The organism is Saprospira grandis (assembly GCF_027594745.1).
Classification (GTDB): domain Bacteria; phylum Bacteroidota; class Bacteroidia; order Chitinophagales; family Saprospiraceae; genus Saprospira; species Saprospira grandis.
The window spans coordinates 1163052-1180506 of record NZ_CP110854.1 but is presented as its reverse complement, the minus strand read 5'-3'; the positions used below and the strand labels follow the sequence as shown (position 1 = coordinate 1180506).

The following is a 17455-nucleotide window of genomic DNA, read 5'->3' as shown; positions in this document are numbered from 1 at the left end:
ATTTTATTAGCTGAAATTTGCTTTTTATTGTTTTTAGTTCTGCTTTGAAATTATTCTAGCTATTCGTTTTCTGGGTTTTGTAGGCGGCGAAGCCGCCGCAGGCCTAGGGGCCTGAAGGGGGGGCCGTAGGCCAGACCCAGCCGCTGAAAGCGGCGCAGGGCCGAGCAGACTTGCGAGCCCCGCAAGGGCCCGGCCGCCAAAGGCGGCAGGCCCCAAAAAAATAGGCTAGTCCTGAATCAAGAACTAGCCTATAGAAGGATAAATTAGAATTACTTAAAGCGCTTTTCTAATTGCGTCACGCGAATTGTTTTAGAGAAAATATCTGATTTCCCGATAATTTTGAGCTCAAAAACGCCTCGGCTTTTGGGCGGAACAGGCAATTTGAAGCTGAGCTCTTTTTTGCCTTTTACCTTTTTGATTTCTTGGCTTTGGAGAATTTTATCCTCCAGAATATCTACGCCATTGGCTTTTTGAATGAGCTGAATCTCGATATTTTGCTTTTTGGGGCTCTCAAAACTGAGGGCAATTTTGCGGCGGCCCTGGCTGGTCTTGATGCTCATGTTTTCAATGGGGCTGCGGCCAGACAAGATTTCTCGGCTATATTGGAGGTCCTTGAAAATCCAGTTGAAGGGATCGAACTCAAGTTGATTAAAGTCTTTATCGAGCTCAATTTCTATCGTTTGATCGGCTAGGGCTTTGAGTTGCACAACCTTTTCTACAGTGCTGCCATCTTCTAGGGTAAAGCGGATGCGGGCGGGCATCTCGAAAAACTGTTTTTGGCCCTCTACTTTTTCTTGTAGGACCCGAAGATTGACGCCGCTGCGGGTTTTTTCATATTCTACCTTATAAGTGGGGTAGTACTCGCCAAAGACCCATTGGTCAAAGAAGTATTTAAAGTCCTTGGGCTCATTTTCGCTGGCGTAATATTCACAAATTTCTCTAAAGCGCTGGGTGCTCAGATAAGTGCTTTTGCCTCTTTTGAGCTCTGTAATTCCCTTTAGGGTTTCATAAAAATACTCATCGCCCATAATGCCCCGGAGCATGTGAATGACGTACATTCCCTTTTTAGAAAGGCGTTCTTGAGAGTACTCATTGATATTGTCCAGATAGAGTTTGCCGCCCTCATAGTATTCTTTTTGGTCCAAAATGATTTGGTAAACATTGAGCCCCCGCTTATACTCCTGCCAAGTGGCCTCGGCATAGGTGGCTAGGGCTTCGGTGATCCAGGCATCCTGCCAAGCTTCTGGCGAAATATGATTGCCAAACCACATATTGGCGGCTTGGTGCACCACTTGGTACATATGAAAACTCTTGAGGTCTTCTACCAAAACGGCGGTTTGGGTGGGCATACCGTCCAAGCCTAAGGGCAAGCCCAGCTCAATCACGCTAAAGCCCTCATCTTTATAGGGGTAGGGGCCAAAGGTACGGCTCAAACAAGCCATAATTTCCTTAGAGCGATTGATGGTGGCATTGGCCTCTTCTAGATGCTCGGGAAAGATATAAAAGTTGATCGGGAAGCTGTAGCCCTTGGCCTTGTACTCCACTTCCATTTTTGCAAAATTAGAGATGGCTATGGTCAAATGATGGGGGGCAATGCGGTGGCGATGCCGCCATTTGAACTTTCTTTTTTTGCCATCTTCCAAGATTTCGGTCCCTTCCAAAACGCCATTAGAAACAGCCGTATAAGGAATTTTGCGCTCTTTTTCTTGCACCATAGCCGTACTAAAACGAACGGGAATCGTCACATCTACATAAACCGAATCGACTTTGTCGCCAATACCTCTGCGGCAGGGAAACCAGCGGTAACCCGCCTGCGGATAGGCCGCTAGGGCAACTAAGCGACTCTGAAATTTATCTTTTCCACGGTTTTTAACTAATAGGCCCTTGGTCACGGTTTCTCCGTCTACATCCAGCTGTTCGTTTTGCGGAACGCCCTCATAATGAACCGTAATTTTGCCTCTTTCTTCTTTGCGTAATGGGCGGCCCGATAATTTGACTAGAATTTCCTCTCCTTCTCGCTCAAAAGCGCTGGCCCCATCAATTTTACTTATTTTCATCCCCTCGCCAAGGTCCAAGTAGAGCTCGTCTATTTGGTCCTTCACGGCCACAAACTCAATATAGACCGAGCCCTTAATTTGGGGCTTGTCGATGTCTATATACAAGTCGAGATGATAAAATTTCATATTGACATTATAAAGGCCATCCGAGTCTTGAGCGCTCAAATGAAGCGGCAAGAAGAGGAGGGCCAGTAGGGCAAGTTTTAATAAGTTTGGCATAAGTTCTATTAAATTAGGTGAAACTCAATTAGCTGGCAAAAGATAAGGCGCAACTGGGGTGCTGAAAAGTAAAATAACCGATTTTTTAACTGCGCCTTCTTTATCTTTGTTATTTTTCTGTTTCTAAAGACTTAAAGCCCTATACGATTTCGTTTTTTTTGGGGCCCGCGGCCGGCTAGGCTGCGCCTAGGTCGGCCGCCGCTATGCTGCGGGGCTCGCAGGTCTGCTCGGCCCTGCAGGCAGGCGCAGCCTGCCTTTGGTCTGGCCTTCGGCCACCCGCTCCGCAGCGCTGGGCCATGGCCCTTTTTGATGCTTTAGGTCTATTATGCGTTTAATTAAGTCAGAATTATGCCAAGTATACAATCCACTTTTGTAAAATATGCCATGCGTGCTATGCGCCAAATGAGTCTCATCTATTTAGATGATATTGACCGAATGCGCCTAGAGCATGATAAAGCCCTTTGTCGTTTGCCCGCCCCCAAGGGCTTGCATTACCAAGAAGTTGAGCTGCCTACTTGCTCGGCCGAATTTTGTCATCCTTCTGCAGAAAAGAACCCAAAAATCATTTTATACCTGCATGGTGGGGGCTTTTTGTTGGGCTCGGCTAGGGCGCATCGGGCCTTGGTGGGCAAAATTGTCTCGCAGTCGGGCATTCCCGCTTTAAGTGTAAATTATCGCTTGGCGCCGGAGCATCCTTTTCCTGCTGGCCTAGATGATGCCCTTTCTGCTTATCATTATTTATTGGACCAAGGCTATGGACCAAAAGATATATTTTTTATGGGCGATTCGGCTGGGGGAGGGCTGGTCCTTAGTCTGCTACTAAAACTAAAAAGCTTGGAGCTGCCGCAGCCTTTGGGGGCCGTGGTGCTTTCGCCCTGGACCGATCTGACTTTGTCTGGAGATAGCCTAGAGCGTTGCCAAAAAAATGATCCGATTCTGCGGGCCGAGCATGCAGGTAGTTGGGCCAGGTCTTATTATGGCTCGGCAGATCCTAAGTCGCCTTTGGTTTCTCCTTTGTTTGGAGACTGGAAAGATACGGCCCCGATTTTGGTCCAGGTCGGTACAGATGAAATTTTATTAGATGATAGCCGCCGCTTAGGAGAAAAAGCGGCGGCTGCTGGGGCCAAAATTTGGGTGGACCTTTGGGAGGGCATGCCGCATGTTTGGCAGTTTGCTTGGGCCTATGTGCCAGAGGCCCAACAGGCCATAGACAAAATTAGTCGCTTTTTGGCTATCCTGAGCGAAGAGCAAAACCCCAGCGCCGAACAACCCATTTTAGAGCAATTGGCCGAAACGGAAGAAAAAAGCCAGCCCTTTGTAGAATGGTGGCAAAAAAGTAGTGAGTGGCTGCAGCAAAGTTGGTCCTTGGGTAAAAAATAGCATAGATGAAGATACTAAAACAACATATAGGGAAGATTCTAGGCTTGCTGTTGGGTGGCTTGCTCTACTTTCCAATTGGTCTTTTGCTGGGTTTAGGTATTGGCTTTTTTCTAGATATACTGCTTCAAAAAGGAGGGGGGAGAGGCCCAAAAAGGCGCAAAAAACAATTGCCACAACCCAACGACAGCATCAACTTTATTTTGAGCTCCCTCATCTTGGCCGCGGCGGTGGTCAAATCAGATGGAGAAGTAGAAGAGTTGGAGCTGAGCTATATTCAAAAGTTTTTGGTCGAGCAGTTTGGCCAAGATAACTTGCAAGAATATATGGGCATTTTGAGTGCGGCCTTAGAGCAAGATTGGGATATGGCCAAAACTTGTCGGCAGATTTATTTGAGCAGTAGCTATGAAACCCGCTTGCAGATGCTCTATTTTCTGTTTGGCATTGCCAATGCAGATTATAGTATTGACCAGGTGGAGGTGGATACCATCAAGCGCATTAGCTTGGAGTTGGACCTACCGCATAGTGATTTTGTATCGATTAAGGCGATGTTTTATGATGAAATGGACAGCCATTATAAGATTTTAGAGTTGCCCCCTTCTGCCTCTGATGCCCAATTAAAGGCGGCCTATCGCAAGATGGTGAAGAAGTATCATCCGGATAGTTTGGCGAGTTTGGGAGAGGAATTTCAGAAAGTGGGGGAGTCTAAGTTTAAGCGTTTGCAAGAGGCCTATGATACGATTTGTGAAAAGCGGGGCCTGAAATAGGTCCAACTGCGTTTTGCAGGCGCGGAGCGCCTCGGCTGAGGGATGGAAAGTGGGGCGGCGCAGCCGCAGACCCAGCAAAATGAGCCTAGCGAAATTTTGCGCAGGGCCGAGCAGACCTGCGAGCCACGACACAGCCCGACCCGCCCGCAGGGCGGGGCAGCCCCAAAAGGAGGAAAAACTTGGCCTATTAAGGAGAAGTTCTTATCTTAAAGACCAAATTTGAACTAATTTTATGGAAGAGAAGAAAGCTATTGGCGCCAAGGATGTATGTATTTTGGCGCAGGGGACCATTATCGAGGGGAGTTTAGAGACCAATGCCAACATTCGTTTGGAAGGAGAGGTGCATGGAACAATTTCTTGTGGGGGCCGCCTAGTGATGGCGCCTAAAAGCAAGGTGATGGGCCAGATTAACTGCAAAGAAATGATTTCTGAGGGCGAGAGCAAGGGGAATGTAAAAGCCAGTGCTTTGGTCTATTTGCAGGCTTCGGCTCAATTGAAAGGAGATATTGACTGTGAGCGATTGCAGGTTGAACAAGGAGCAATATTTAATGGCCAATGTACTATGCCCAAAGAGAAGGCTTAGGGCCTTGGATAAAGAATAATATGAAAAAAGGTCTGGACCAATTGGCTCAGGCCTTTTCCCTTTCTTTTTGGCAAGAAAAAGCAAAGGTAGAGGCGTTTTTTCCCTTTTATCATGCGGTAGAAGCGGAGCCGCAGCCCCATATTTCGCCCCTTTATCCGCTTATTTCGCCTCAGCAATTTGAGGCCGAGCTAAAGCTCATTTTGGCCCATTTTGAGCCCATAGATTTAGGCGAACTGTTGGCTTGGGTAGAAGCGGGTCGCCCTGCTCGAAAGCCATTTTTTCATTTGAGTTTTGATGATGGCCTGAGTAGTTGTTATCATGTTATTGCGCCTATTTTGTTGCGTTTGGGGGTTCCTGCTACTTTTTTTATCAATGGGGCTTTTATTGATAATAAGTGCTTGATGTTTAGGCATTTGGTGGCTTTGATTTACAGCCATTTGGAAGAGCGAAAAGCCTTGGGGACCAAAGAAGCAGACTTACTTTTTTCGGTGGGGCATGCTCAGGAAGGCGAACTTTTGGCTTGGGCGGATCGAATTGGCTGTTCGGTCCCTGACTTTTTGGCCCAAAAACAACCTTATTTAAAGCTAGAAGAGCTAAAAGCCCTGCAAAGTATGGGGTTTAGTGTAGGCGGGCATAGTTGGGATCATCCTTTATACAAAAAGCTTTCGTTAGAAGAGCAATTGCATCAGACCGAGAAAAACCAGCAGCAGTTGGCAGCTTGGCTGCCGCAGCCTATTCGGGCTTTTGCTTTTCCTTTTACGGACCATGAAGTGGGGCTAGATTTTTTTGATCGGGCCAATTTGGACCTTAGTTTTGGCGGGGCGGGGATTAAGGAAGAAATGCAGTTGGGGCGGCATATACAGCGCTTTCCGATGGAAGAAATGCGGATACGGTCTGGGGAGCAAAAATTAAAATCGGCCTTTGCTTATGGGAGCTTATTGCGGACCTTAGGGAAGAGCAAGATAGATAGGAGGAAGACAGCGAGAAGGTTGTCTTAGGGCAGCAGTCCTTTTTAGCAGATGGCCTAGGGCTGTTGATTGTCGGCATTAGACTGATTTTTACTAGGGCGGATAAGGAATTCTCCTATGCGCAAACTTAGCCATAAGGCGGAAAGGAAGGCTATTGCTTGGCGACTATAAAGTAGAATATACATAACCTGAGGTCCCTCTTCTTTTTCTGAAAACTGCTCTGTGTAAAAAATGTATCCGTAGCCAACAACTGCAAATAACAAATGGGCGAGCTGAAAGAGCAGTTCAAAGCAAACGTAATAGATAAGAAGACCAATAAGTCCCCAATTTAGTGGATTTTTATTGTAGCGAATGGCTTTCTTTCTGTAGAAATAAAAGTTGAGGCCAAGCATAAGTAGGAAGGGGATGTAATAAGCATAGTAGTTGATCATGGGCGTGTTTTATGCTAGGTTTAGGAATGTAGGGGGCGAAGCCCCCTTGGCCCGCAGGGCCAAATGGCCCAGCGCTGCGCAGCCGTGGCCCGAAGGGCCAGACCAAAGCCCGCAGGGCTGCAGGGCCGAGCAGACTTGCGAGCGGCGTAGCCTAGCGGCGGCCGCCCCTATATAAAGGGCGGCCGCGGGCCCCTAAATATCCGCATCTAGAATATCTGAATTGGAGGAGGAAGGAGCGGGGCCTTTTGCTTGGGGCGCAACAAAAGAAGGGGCCAGCTTAAGGCTAAGGACGCAGGCGATTAGGGGGAGAAGGAGCAGGCCAATCGCCCAATAATCATTGATGGGCCAAGAAAGGATTTTGAATAGGGCGATAAATACCTTACTGAATAGGATGAAAAGGATAGAGAGGCCCGTCTGAAAAAGAAAGCCAAAAGCTGCCCATAGTAAGGTGTTCTTGCTGTGTTTAGGGGCAAGAGAAGCATAGTAAAATAGGCTGATTAGGCTAAGGATATAAGTGAGGAGCTGGGGGCTAATCGCGTTCATGTTCTGCTGTTGTTTGGACCGTAGAAATTAGGTAAGGGGCCATAAAGAAAATGGCCGCAAAGCTAAGAAGGCTGCCTGCTATACTGAGGGCGAGAAATAAATCAATATTACTGATGCTCTCCCGAAGGGCAATAATGAGCAGGCTGAGGTAATGATTGAGGCCAAAGAAAAGCATGGGGCCAGCTAGGCCCCAAATTTCTGGATTTAGTCTAGCAGCTTGAGCTTTGAGGCGGTAATGTCCGTAAAGAACTAAGGTCAGAAAAAAAGAGAACAGGAGTAAATAAATAGTCAATTGCATAGGAAACTGGTTTATATATCCGCATCTAAGATATCTGATTTTTGGGGAGGGCTATAATTTTCTAGCCAGCGTTTGTTGCCCCATTTGCAGACACTAATAGCCAAAGAGGCGGTAATAAGAATTTTGCCAATTTCATGTATACCAATGGCCAGATCGCCAAAAACGAACTGAAAAACTAGGGAGACCACTATCCCGATGAGGATATAGCTGCCAATAAATAGGCCCATACCAATGAGTAGCCATTTGAGTTTGGGCAGGGATTGCTCGGCGGCGCTATCCCAATACCATTTGCCAATGGCTAGGGCGCCTGCAAGGATAATAGTGAGTATGATCATAATGATAATTTAAAGGCCAGCATCTAAGATGTCGTTTTGCTCCTCCAAAGAGAGGGCCTTATCATCTTTAATAAGGACTGGGCCTAGTAAATAAGTGAAAAGTAAAGATAGAATACCAATAACTAAATTGAAGAGGAACTCAGAGGCGGTATCTTCTTCAATATAATCTCCTAGGAAAAACATAATGGCGATGGCCATGAGTAGCATTAAGCCATAATAAATAATAAAAGATAGAAATGCCCATAAATAAGCATTCTTGCCTCTAGCTTTTGCTAAGTTCCAATAATTGCGAATAACGCCAATAAGTATAAAAATACCAATCATTCTAGAAAGGATTTTGATAAATAGAAAGTCTGGTAAATGTAAAAGATCAAAATTAGTTTCTCTTTTGCTTGGTTAATTTAAAACCACCAGATTGTTCCAGAGATTCATCTATTTGCTTTAGGGCTAAGTTTAGACTTCTATAAGAAGTCTGTACATTTACATCAAATCATCTATACATGCATAAAATTATACTTCTATTATTGATTAGCTTTTTCCCTTTATTCTTGGGCGCACAAGGGCTATTTTTGGGCGAGCGCCAAGAGCGATTAGGTAACTATAAAACCTATGCGCTTTTAGAGTATGAGGAGAATCGCTTTCAGATTTTGCGCTTTAATAAGCAATTCGATAAGGCCGAAACCGAAATTTACGATGGGCAGCTCAAGCTAAAGGGCCGCTATATTTCAAGCGACCGAAAGCGAAAATATGGCGGAGCCATGCACATTCAGGACAAAAACTATTTGCTCTATTCCTACTATATAGACAATAAGGCTCTTCAGCGCTATGAGGATGTGAGCCTCTATGCCAAAGAAATTTTGCCCGATAGTTTTCGCTTATCTCCCGATAGCATTGCCCTGATTCCTCCCTTTAATATGACAGAGCGCCTCTACCGAGGCAATTTTGTCCTTTCTCCAGATGGGAGCAAATTGCTGCTTTACGATTATGAGGAAGAAGGCGATATTGAAGATATTCGGGGACTTACCAATAGCATCCGCCTGCGGGTGCTCGATGCCAGTCTTCAGCTGCTTTGGGAGCGCAAGCTAGACCTTTCTCCCAACCAAAGCGGAAAAAGAGTGATTGCCATTCAAAAACTAAAAATTAGTAATCAAGGGGTGGTGGCTATTCTGAGCGATCAGTTTAGAGAAAAACGCTCTTATCAACTCAAAAAGGTGACGGCAGACCCTCTGGTCTTTTTTGTGGGCCAAAAAGCGGAGGAGTTTGTGCGCTTTACGCCCAAATTAGGCGAGTTTTTCTACAATGAAATGGAGCTCCTCTTTGATGAGGAGGGCAATATTTATTGGACGGGCCTCTACTCGCAGAAAAAATATTATAAACAAGCTGGCTATTTTTTTATTAAGATAAATGCCGCCCGAAATCAGGTGCTCAAAAAGTATAAGCAGTCCTTTTCCGACTCGCTAAAATCCCGATTATTGCATCGGAAGTTAGGGCGAATTAAGGAGAAAACAGAGCTGCGCAATTACAAAACGATTAGCTTCCGACAACTGGCCGATGGTCGCTTGATCCTCCTAGCTGAAGAACGTCCCTATGGCATTCATAACTTTAAAAGCCACAATATTTTTCTGCTCTGCTTCTCTGAAGCTGGAGAGCTACTCTGGGAGCAGAGTATCCTCAAACATAACTCTTTTCCCAAGTCTAAGGCTAGCTTTTTACGCCCTTACCTTTGGGAGAAGGCCGACAAGCTGTATCTGCTCTTCAATCGAGGCCTCTATGGCCGCGAATCAGGCGCCTACCTAGCCCAAATAGATGCCCAAGGCAAGCTAAAAGAGAAACAGTTATTATCTTACGAATTTAAAGATGAGTTGCTCTGTCCCGAATTGAGCTACCCCCTAGAGGATGGCCGCCTATTTCTCGGTCTGCAATCCCTTTATTTCAGATATTATCAATTTGCTTTTCTAGAGCCCCAAAGCTTTATGGAAGCCCCTGAATCAACATCAAAATAAGTATATCATGAATCAAACTTGCTGGAAAAGCCCCTCCAATATTGCCATTATTAAGTATTGGGGCAAATACGGCCGCCAACTTCCCAAAAATGCTTCGCTAAGCTTTACGCTTTCTGCCGCCTATAGCCAAACGACCCTCCGCTATAGCCCCAAAGCTAAGGGCGGTATTCAGTTGCGCTTTTTGTTTGAAGGCCAAGAAAAACCAGCTTTTGCCCAACGTATTCAGGGTTTTCTAGAAAGCATTCTCGAAGAGCTGCCTTTTCTCGATGAATACGCCCTAGAACTGGATTCTAAGAATTCTTTTCCCCATTCTGCGGGCATCGCTTCCTCCGCTTCTAGCATGAGCGCTCTGGCCCTCTGCCTCTGCGATATGGCGGCCGAATTGGGCCTTGGCCCCGCTTCCGATCAGGCCGAGTTTTGGCAAAAGGCCAGCTATTTTGCCCGACTGGGCTCTGGCTCTGCCTGCCGATCGCTTTACCCTATGGCCGCCTCTTGGGGCGAGTCTAAGCAGCTAAAGGGGAGCTCTAATCTTTGGGCTAGCCCCTGCGGCGAGCTCCTGCATGATGATTTTAAGGCGGTCCAAGATACTATTTTGCTGGTGAGCCAGGCTGAGAAGTCGGTCTCTAGTACTGCCGGCCACAAACTGATGGAGGGCAACCCTTTTGCCCCCCTTCGCTACCAATTGGCGGAGGAGAATTTGGGCAAACTTTTGCCCGCTCTCCAAGCTGGCGATTGGGCCACCTTTGGCCAAATTGCCGAGGAAGAGGCCCTGATGCTACACGCTCTCATGATGACTTCTCGCCCTTCTTATTTGCTGATGCAGCCCAATAGTTTGGCCCTGATCGAGAAGGTCCGAGATTGGCGCCAACAAACGAATTTCCCCCTCTATTTTACCCTAGATGCAGGCCCCAATCTACATCTGCTCTACCCCAAATCAATCCAGCCTAAGGTGCAGCCTTTCCTCCAGGAGGAGTTGCTCCCCCTCTGCGAAAATGGCGGCCATCTAGCCGATGAATTAGGCTGTGGCCCCGAGAAATTAAGGCTGCTCTAAATATTAAGGAAAAGCTTCCCTAGGGAGGCTTTTTTTATGCCGCTATTTTGGGGCTGCCCCTCGCTTCGCTCGGGTCGGGCTGTGTCGCAGCTCGCTCTTCGCTCGGCCCTGCGCCGCCTGCGGCGGCTGGGTCTGGCCTGACGGCCACTGCTGTCCATCCCTCAGCCTGCGGCGGCTTCGCCGCCTGTCCACCGCATTTTTAAGGATAAAATCAATAGTTTTAGCTATTTTTGCCCCTCAAATTAAAGACATATACCATGAGAAAAATAAGCGCCGATTATATTTACCCAATTAGCGAAGCCCCCATCAAAGAGGGCGTTTTGGTCCTTGATGATGAGGGCCGCATCCTAGAAATAGGCCAAAGGGCCAATTATCCCGATGAAGAGATCGAGATCCATGAAGGGATTTTGGTCCCAGGCTTTATTAATGCCCATTGCCATTTGGAGCTCTCTCATATGCTGGGTAAAGTAGAAACGGGCACGGGCCTCATCGACTTTATTAAGCAGGTGGTGTCTAGACGCAATGCGCCCGAAACCGAAATTGCCGAGGCTATCGCTTGGGCCGAGGACCAAATGATTGCGAATGGTATTGTGGCCGTAGGCGATATTACCAATGTTCCCGATACCTTTTCCCAAAAGGCCAAGGGCCGCCTGCGCTATTATAGCTTTGTCGAATGCTTCGATTTTTTACAAGCCGCCAATGCCGAGGCCGAATTTGAAAAATATAAGGCCGTTTATGATGCACTCCCCCTAGCAGAAGGCAGCAAAAAGGTGATGGTGCCTCATGCCCCTTATTCTGTTTCTCCCCAATTGTTCGAGCGCATCAATGCCGCCAACCAAGGAGAAGCCCATACGGTAAGTATTCACAATCAAGAGACGCCTCCAGAACAAGAACTTTTCCTGACAGGAACAGGCGGCTTTGTCGATTTTTATGGGCAGTTTGGTTTTTCTCTGGACCAATTCCAGCCTAATGGCCGCACGGCCATTCATTATGCCCTCTCGCAAATGGACCCCGAACAACGAACGCTTTTTGTGCATAATACCCTTACTTCTGAGCAGGATATTGCTTTTGCCAAAAGCTGGGGCAAATCGGTTTATTGGGCCAGCTGCCCCAATGCCAATCTCTATATCGAAAATCGCTTGCCCAATTATCAGGCATTTTTGAAAAAAGGCGCTAAGGTTTGTTTAGGCACCGATAGCCTTACCTCTAATTGGTCCCTCTCTATTCTAGAAGAGATAAAGACTATCCGCCGCTACCAGTCTTATGTCCCTTTTGAGACACTCTTGCAATGGGCCACCCTAAACGGTGCCGAAGCCCTCGGCTTTGAGGAGGAACTAGGCAGCTTTGCCCCAGGTAAAAAACCTGGCGTTAATCTACTTAGCGTTGCGCCCGGCCAAAACTATGGAGATGCGAGTACTGCCGTTCAAAAATTAGCCTAATGCGCTGCTCTTGAGGAGGCCCAAAAGCGGTATTCGTCGCTGCGCTCCTCATTCGCAATATAACCCGCCCACCCACCCCTCTGCGGGATTCCCTAAGGAATCCCTTAGGGGAGTGGCTGGGCTTTTTTGTTTGCCCTTTTTGCTGCCTAGGGGCTTGTCCCTAGGCGATGATTGGCCAAATCCTAGCCAGCTAAGGCCCAAACAAATGCCATTTCACAAATTGCGAATAGCTTAGCGCAACTGTAATATGCCGTTTTGCAGTTGCAGAATAGCTTAGCGCAACTGTAATATGCCGTTTTGCAGTTGCAGAATAGCTTAGCGCAACTGTAATATGCCATTTTGTAGTTGCAGAATAGCTTGCCGCAACTGTAATATGCCATTTTGCAGTTGCAGAATAGCTTGCCGCAACTGTAAGATGCCGTTTTGTAGTTGCAGAATAGCTTGCCGCAACTGTAATATGCCATTTTGCAGTTGCAGAATAGCTTAGCGCAACTGTAAGATGCCGTTTTGCAGTTGCAGAATAGCTTAGCGCAACTGTAATATGCCGTTTTGCAATTGCAGAATAGCTTAGCGCAACTGTAAGATGCCATTTTGTAGTTGCAGAATAGCTTGCCGCAAATGGGCTTTAGCCCATGGGGCCAAAACAACCCAGCCGCCAAAGAAGAAACTTAAGCTAGAAAAAGGCAGATGAGCGGCCTAGCGATGTGTAGCAGTGCGGCGAAGCCGCAGACCAAGGCCGTCAGGCCGCAGGGCCGAGCGAATAGCGAGCTGCGGAACGTAGCGCCGCAAGGCGAAGCCGCAGCGACAACAAGGACTTTAGTCCGCAGTTCGACGACTGAAAGGAGTAACGCCCCAAATCCTACTCCCTCAAATAGACCGTTTTACCATCTACAATAGTTTGCAGGACCTTAGTTTGGGGAATATCTTGGAGCGGGACCTGCATAATATCTTGGGAAAGGATGGCAAAATCGGCAAACTTTCCGAGCTCTAGGCTGCCTTTTTCCTTTTCTTGAAAAGCGCCATAGGCGGCATCTAGGGTATAGGCCTTTAGGGCCTGCAGGCGGCTCAGCTTTTGGTCGGCTTCATAGACTTGGCCATCATTGGCTTGGCGGCTGACTAGGCTATAAAAGCAGGCGATCGGATTGATCGACTCGACGGGGGCATCGGTGCCGTTAATCAGTTTGGCGCCAGAGTCCAGCAATTGTTTCCAGCGGTAGGCGCCCATAGCGATGCGCAGGCGGCCTAGGCGGCTTTGGGCCCAGGGGCGATCGGAAGAAAAGTGGATCCCTTGGACCGAGGCAATAACATCTAGCTGGGCAAAGCGGGGAATATCTTGGGGGGCAATATGTTGGGCATGTTCAATTCGGAAGCGGTGGTCTTTGGCGGCTTGGGGTTGGGCTTTTAGGACCCGTTCATAAATATTGAGCAGCTCTCGGTTGGCGCGGTCGCCGATGGCGTGAGTACAGAGTTGGAAGTCGGCCAGCAGGGCTTTTTCGGCAATCTTCTCAATGGTTTTCAGGGGGAGAGTAGGGTGGCCAAAATGGCCAGCTCGGTCGCTATACTCCTCGAGCATCCAAGCGCCTCTAGAGCCTAGGGCGCCATCGGCATAAAGCTTAATGCCTCCGATACTGAGAAAATCGCCTTTTTCGGGGCCTTTTTTCAGCCATTTTTCTAGGAAAGGATCGTCTTGGCCTTGGACCTCGGCAGCATAATTATTATAGGCCAGCATTACCCAAAGGCGGAGCGGGAGTTCATTTTGGGCCAGGGCTTTTCGGTAAAGCGCAATAGCGGCAGAATCGGAGCCTGCATCTTGCAGGCTGCCAATACCGTAGCTAAGGGCCTCTTGGATACCCGCTTGTAGATCTTGGTAGCGGCTATTTTCATCGGCGGGCGGCAGGGCCTGCTTAATTATCGACATGGCATTTTCGGTAAAAATGCCTGTGGGGCGGCCATTGGGAAAGCGGATAATCTCGCCTTCTTCATTCATTTGGGTTTCGGGAGTTAGGCCCGCCAACTGCATGGCTTTTTCGTTGGCCATTAGGGCGTGGGCGCTAGCGTGCATCAGCAAAACGGGATGATCGGGGACGGCTTGGCTGAGGGCATCATGCGTTTGGTAGCCTTTGATAGAAAAGGGGAGAGAGTCCCATTTACTTTGATGCCAGGCGCGGCCAAGAATCCATTCGCCTTTTGGCGTTTTGGCAGCTTGTTCTTGGACCAATTGGATCAGCTCCTCATAGCTTTTGACTTGGCTGAGGTCCAGTTCTCGTTTAAACTGCCCTAGGCCCAGAATATGGGCATGGCTTTCAACAAAGGCGGGAATCAGGGTTTTGCCCTTAAGATCGAGCAGTTCGGTACTAGGGCTTTGATACTTTTGGATATCGCTCCAATTTCCGAGAGCGATAATTTTCCCATTGGCTACGGCCAGGGCTTCGACCTGAGCTTGGCTACTATCTAGGGTATAAATAGGGCCATTAAAGATGAGCAGCTCCGCTTTTTGGGATTCATTTTGGCAGGCGAGGAGCAAGAAAAGGGCAAAAAAAGAGAGCAAGCGCATAGCATATAATCGTTAGTCGAAAGAGAGGGTATCTGGAGCCAGCACCCAGGGTGATTCTGGGCGGAGCAGGAGCTGATCATATTGGTCCAGCTCAAATCGTTCGATGAGAGAAATGAGTTTATCGGGATATTTGGGGTCTGTGGCATAGCCTGCGGCTTGTAAGCCTTTGGCCCAGGCCTTATAATCTTTGGAGGGGAGGAGAAAGAGCTTTTGGTAATACTTGCGGTAGCGCAGGAAGTCGGAATGTGCTCTAAAAGAGGCTTCGGCAGAATCAAAAACGCGGAAGCAGGCCAATTGGCGGTAAGATTGGGCTTCATTATTCCATTCTCCGGTAAACTTAGAGTAGCTATCGCCATCCCAGTTGCCGCCGCACTTCATGCCGAAGTGATTATTGGCTTGTTGGGCCAATTCGCTTTTTCCGTATTGAGACTCTAGGATACCTTGGGCCAGGGTAATACTAGCGGGCACGCCTAGTCTGTGCATCTCGGCAATAGCGAGAGGGTGGAAGCGTTCGACATAGGCGGCAATAGCTTCATTATTGGCCGCAATTTTCTCGGCTTTAGTTGGCGTTTTGGGCTGAATCCAGTGGAACCAAAAGAGGAAAAGGAAATAAATTAGCATAGGTATAAGCAGAAAGTAGCGGAGCCTGGGGGATGTCGCCATAAGTTAGATTTTGGTCCAAAGATAATAAAGAATAGACAGCCAAGACATAAAAAAGGCGAGTCAACCTAAGTTGACTCGCCTCATTATTGGAGTTTTTGAGTAGGCGACTACTTATTGTCTACCTCTTCAAATTCTACATCGGTTACATCATCGCCACCGGCTTGGCCGTCATTGGCGGGGCCTTGGGGGCCTGCTTCGGGGCCACCGGCGCCGGGCTGTCCACCCATTTGCTGGCTAGCTGCAGCCCAAGCGTTATTTACGGCCTCGATCCCTTTATTGATGGCATCTAGGTCTTGTGCTTGATGAGCTGCTTTAAGTTCAGTTACCGCTTTTTCGATATCGGCTTTGAGGTTTTCGGGCAATTTCTCGCCATGTTCTGTCATCTGACGTTCTGTTTGGTAGATGATAGAGTCGGCCTCATTGAGCTTATCTACTTTTTCGCGAGCTTGGCGGTCGGCTTCGGCATTGGCCTCGGCTTCTTGCTTCATCTTATCGATTTCCTCTTGAGAAAGGCCAGTAGAAGCCTCGATGCGGATCTTCTGTTCTTTTCCGGTCGTTTTCTCTTTAGCAGAAACGCTAAGGATACCGTTAGAGTCAATGTCAAAAACTACTTCAATTTGAGGTTCACCTTTGCGCATAGCGGGGATACCCTCTAGCTGGAAGCGACCGATTGTGCGGTTTTGGTTGGCCATGGGGCGCTCTCCTTGCAAAACGTGGATCTCTACAGAAGGCTGGTTATCTTGAGCGGTAGAGAATACCTGAGAAGCACGCTTAGGGATAGTCGTGTTGGCCTCAACTAGGCGAGTGAATACACCACCATAAGTTTCGATACCCAAAGAAAGGGGAGTAACATCTAGGAGAAGAACATCTTTCACCTCACCAGTCAATACACCACCTTGGATAGCAGCACCTACGGCCACTACTTCATCGGGGTTTACGCTCTTATTGGGCTTCTTGTTGAAGAATTTTTCTACAGCTTCCTGAATGGCAGGAATACGAGTAGAACCACCCACTAGAATAATCTCATCAATATCGCCGATAGAAAGGCCAGCATCATCTAGTGCTTTTTGGCAGGGCGTAAGAGTACGCTGTACCAAATCGCTAATGAGTTGCTCAAATTTAGAGCGGCTCAATTGGCGGACCAAGTGCTTAGCGCCACTTTCATTGAAAGAGATATAAGGAAGGTTGATGTCTGTAGAAGAACCACCAGAAAGCTCAATCTTAGCTTTTTCTGAAGCTTCTTTTAGACGTTGGATGGCCTCTGCATTTTTGCTAAGGTCAATACCTTCTTGTTGTTTGAACTCGCTAATGAGCCAGTCCATGATCACACGGTCAAAGTCGTCACCACCAAGGTGCGTATCACCATTTGTTGATTTTACTTCAAAAACGCCGCCGCCTAGTTCAAGGATAGATACGTCAAAAGTTCCTCCACCAAGGTCATAAACAGCGATAGTTACATCCTCATCAGCCTTATCCATACCGTAAGCAAGAGCTGCGGCAGTGGGTTCGTTGATGATACGACGAACTTTTAGTCCGGCAATTTCGCCAGCTTCTTTAGTGGCTTGACGCTGAGAGTCGTTAAAGTAAGCAGGTACAGTAACTACAGCTTCAGTCACTTCTTGGCCCAAGTACTCTTCTGCAATGCGCTTCATTTTTTGTAGCGTCATGGCCGAAATTTCTTGCGGGCTATATTCGCGGTCGTCAATTTTTACACGAATAGTATCGTTGGCCCCTTTCAAAATTTCATAGGGGACCTGATTCACATCATCGCCAGCTTCGCTGTGGCGCAAGCCCATAAAGCGCTTGATAGACATGATTGTTTTGTGCGGGTTGGTAATTGCCTGACGCTTAGCGGGGTCACCGATTTTGCGTTCGCCATTATCCAAAAAACCAATAACAGAAGGCGTAGTGCGCTTACCCTCTTCGTTGGTAATCACTACAGGTTCGTTTCCTTCCATTACAGATACGCAGGAGTTGGTAGTTCCTAAGTCGATTCCTATAATCTTACCCATAACTTGTAGATATTGAATTTGTTAGTTTGATAGTCAATTATTGTTGTTCGCCTCATTGAGCGACACTGCCCTAAGATCAAGGCTTGTACCAACAGAATTTATTCTCTTTTTTGCCCTTTTTTTTGCCAAATCGGCTGTTTTTGCCCGCATTTTGG

17 protein-coding genes are annotated in these 17455 nt (G+C 47.6%); 7 read left to right on the top strand and 10 right to left on the bottom strand.

Translation table 11 applies throughout. From position 1 onward, the window contains the following. Positions 1-269: 269 nt before the first annotated feature. On the bottom strand, positions 270-2276 hold the full coding sequence (locus OP864_RS04620) for a M1 family aminopeptidase (RefSeq protein WP_270100119.1): 2007 nt from the start codon (positions 2274-2276) through the stop codon (positions 270-272). Positions 2277-2624: 348 nt separating this feature from the next. On the opposite strand from OP864_RS04620, the gene OP864_RS04615 reads away from it, so the two are divergent. The 4 genes from OP864_RS04615 (at position 2625) to OP864_RS04600 (ending at position 6001) form a co-directional block, all read left to right on the top strand. Next, on the top strand, positions 2625-3656 hold the full coding sequence (locus tag OP864_RS04615; RefSeq protein WP_270100118.1) for an alpha/beta hydrolase: 1032 nt from the start codon (positions 2625-2627) through the stop codon (positions 3654-3656). A gap of 5 nt (positions 3657-3661) precedes the next feature. After that, on the top strand, positions 3662-4420 hold the full coding sequence (locus OP864_RS04610; RefSeq protein ID WP_270100117.1) for a TerB family tellurite resistance protein: 759 nt from the start codon (positions 3662-3664) through the stop codon (positions 4418-4420). 232 nt (positions 4421-4652) lie between these two features. Further along, positions 4653-5003, top strand: a complete 351-nt coding sequence (locus OP864_RS04605; RefSeq protein ID WP_270100116.1) for a bactofilin family protein — start codon at positions 4653-4655, stop codon at positions 5001-5003. Further along, positions 4976-6001 carry a polysaccharide deacetylase family protein gene (locus tag OP864_RS04600; protein WP_270100115.1) on the top strand — a complete coding sequence of 342 codons (1026 nt, stop codon included), beginning with the start codon at positions 4976-4978 and terminating at the stop codon, positions 5999-6001. The genes OP864_RS04605 and OP864_RS04600 overlap by 28 nt, the downstream gene beginning before the upstream one ends. A gap of 26 nt (positions 6002-6027) precedes the next feature. Here the strand turns inward: OP864_RS04600 and OP864_RS04595 are convergent, their stop codons facing one another. The 5 genes from OP864_RS04595 to OP864_RS04575 form a co-directional block, all read right to left on the bottom strand. Further along, positions 6028-6402, bottom strand: coding sequence for a hypothetical protein (locus tag OP864_RS04595; RefSeq protein WP_270100114.1), 375 nt, complete (start codon positions 6400-6402; stop codon positions 6028-6030). A gap of 192 nt (positions 6403-6594) precedes the next feature. After that, positions 6595-6945, bottom strand: a complete 351-nt coding sequence (locus OP864_RS04590; RefSeq protein WP_270100113.1) for a hypothetical protein — start codon at positions 6943-6945, stop codon at positions 6595-6597. Further along, positions 6932-7243: a hypothetical protein gene (locus OP864_RS04585; RefSeq protein WP_270100112.1), complete on the bottom strand. Its 312-nt coding sequence runs from the start codon at positions 7241-7243 to the stop codon at positions 6932-6934. Before OP864_RS04585 ends, OP864_RS04590 begins: the two co-directional genes overlap by 14 nt. Positions 7244-7254: 11 nt before the next feature. Further along, positions 7255-7578 carry a hypothetical protein gene (locus OP864_RS04580; protein ID WP_270100111.1) on the bottom strand — a complete coding sequence of 108 codons (324 nt, stop codon included), beginning with the start codon at positions 7576-7578 and terminating at the stop codon, positions 7255-7257. Between the two features lie 9 nt (positions 7579-7587). Beyond that, positions 7588-7902, bottom strand: a complete 315-nt coding sequence (locus OP864_RS04575; RefSeq protein ID WP_270100110.1) for a hypothetical protein — start codon at positions 7900-7902, stop codon at positions 7588-7590. A 176-nt stretch (positions 7903-8078) separates the two neighbouring features. Here OP864_RS04575 and OP864_RS04570 point away from each other — a divergent pair, with 176 nt between their 5' ends. The 3 genes from OP864_RS04570 (at position 8079) to OP864_RS04560 (ending at position 12071) form a co-directional block, all read left to right on the top strand. Further along, a complete protein-coding gene (locus OP864_RS04570; protein WP_270100109.1) occupies positions 8079-9581 on the top strand; it encodes a hypothetical protein in 1503 nt (500 codons plus the stop codon). A 7-nt stretch (positions 9582-9588) separates the two neighbouring features. Further along, positions 9589-10632, top strand: a complete 1044-nt coding sequence (locus OP864_RS04565) for a diphosphomevalonate decarboxylase (protein ID WP_270100108.1) — start codon at positions 9589-9591, stop codon at positions 10630-10632. Between the two features lie 257 nt (positions 10633-10889). After that, the gene (locus tag OP864_RS04560) at positions 10890-12071 is read left to right on the top strand and encodes an amidohydrolase family protein (protein ID WP_270100107.1); all 1182 of its coding nucleotides are present in this window, start codon (positions 10890-10892) and stop codon (positions 12069-12071) included. A 315-nt stretch (positions 12072-12386) separates the two neighbouring features. Here OP864_RS04560 and OP864_RS04555 read toward each other — a convergent pair whose 3' ends face one another. From OP864_RS04555 to dnaK, 4 genes are all read right to left on the bottom strand, one after another. Beyond that, entirely contained in the window at positions 12387-12521 is a 135-nt protein-coding gene (locus OP864_RS04555; protein WP_270100106.1) for a hypothetical protein, read from the bottom strand. A gap of 409 nt (positions 12522-12930) precedes the next feature. Next, the gene (locus OP864_RS04550; RefSeq protein WP_270100105.1) at positions 12931-14625 is read right to left on the bottom strand and encodes an amidohydrolase; all 1695 of its coding nucleotides are present in this window, start codon (positions 14623-14625) and stop codon (positions 12931-12933) included. A 12-nt stretch (positions 14626-14637) separates the two neighbouring features. Further along, the gene (locus OP864_RS04545) at positions 14638-15246 is read right to left on the bottom strand and encodes a glycoside hydrolase family 73 protein (RefSeq protein ID WP_270100104.1); all 609 of its coding nucleotides are present in this window, start codon (positions 15244-15246) and stop codon (positions 14638-14640) included. Positions 15247-15395: 149 nt separating this feature from the next. Then, a complete protein-coding gene (gene dnaK, locus OP864_RS04540) occupies positions 15396-17300 on the bottom strand; it encodes a molecular chaperone DnaK (protein WP_041329508.1) in 1905 nt (634 codons plus the stop codon). Between the last annotated feature and the right edge of the window lie 155 nt (positions 17301-17455).

Bases quoted from the DNA above. Each gene is read 5' to 3' on its own strand.
- OP864_RS04620 (WP_270100119.1), bottom strand. From the start codon at position 2,276: ATGCCAAACTTATTAAAACTTGCCCTACTGGCCCTCCTCTTCTTGCCG.
- OP864_RS04615 (WP_270100118.1), top strand. From the start codon at position 2,625: ATGCCAAGTATACAATCCACTTTTGTAAAATATGCCATGCGTGCTATG.
- OP864_RS04610 (WP_270100117.1), top strand. From the start codon at position 3,662: ATGAAGATACTAAAACAACATATAGGGAAGATTCTAGGCTTGCTGTTG.
- OP864_RS04605 (WP_270100116.1), top strand. From the start codon at position 4,653: ATGGAAGAGAAGAAAGCTATTGGCGCCAAGGATGTATGTATTTTGGCG.
- OP864_RS04600 (WP_270100115.1), top strand. From the start codon at position 4,976: ATGTACTATGCCCAAAGAGAAGGCTTAGGGCCTTGGATAAAGAATAAT.
- OP864_RS04595 (WP_270100114.1), bottom strand. From the start codon at position 6,402: ATGATCAACTACTATGCTTATTACATCCCCTTCCTACTTATGCTTGGC.
- OP864_RS04590 (WP_270100113.1), bottom strand. From the start codon at position 6,945: ATGAACGCGATTAGCCCCCAGCTCCTCACTTATATCCTTAGCCTAATC.
- OP864_RS04585 (WP_270100112.1), bottom strand. From the start codon at position 7,243: ATGCAATTGACTATTTATTTACTCCTGTTCTCTTTTTTTCTGACCTTA.
- OP864_RS04580 (WP_270100111.1), bottom strand. From the start codon at position 7,578: ATGATCATACTCACTATTATCCTTGCAGGCGCCCTAGCCATTGGCAAA.
- OP864_RS04575 (WP_270100110.1), bottom strand. From the start codon at position 7,902: ATGATTGGTATTTTTATACTTATTGGCGTTATTCGCAATTATTGGAAC.
- OP864_RS04570 (WP_270100109.1), top strand. From the start codon at position 8,079: ATGCATAAAATTATACTTCTATTATTGATTAGCTTTTTCCCTTTATTC.
- OP864_RS04565 (WP_270100108.1), top strand. From the start codon at position 9,589: ATGAATCAAACTTGCTGGAAAAGCCCCTCCAATATTGCCATTATTAAG.
- OP864_RS04560 (WP_270100107.1), top strand. From the start codon at position 10,890: ATGAGAAAAATAAGCGCCGATTATATTTACCCAATTAGCGAAGCCCCC.
- OP864_RS04550 (WP_270100105.1), bottom strand. From the start codon at position 14,625: ATGCGCTTGCTCTCTTTTTTTGCCCTTTTCTTGCTCCTCGCCTGCCAA.
- OP864_RS04545 (WP_270100104.1), bottom strand. From the start codon at position 15,246: ATGCTAATTTATTTCCTTTTCCTCTTTTGGTTCCACTGGATTCAGCCC.
- dnaK (WP_041329508.1), bottom strand. From the start codon at position 17,300: ATGGGTAAGATTATAGGAATCGACTTAGGAACTACCAACTCCTGCGTA.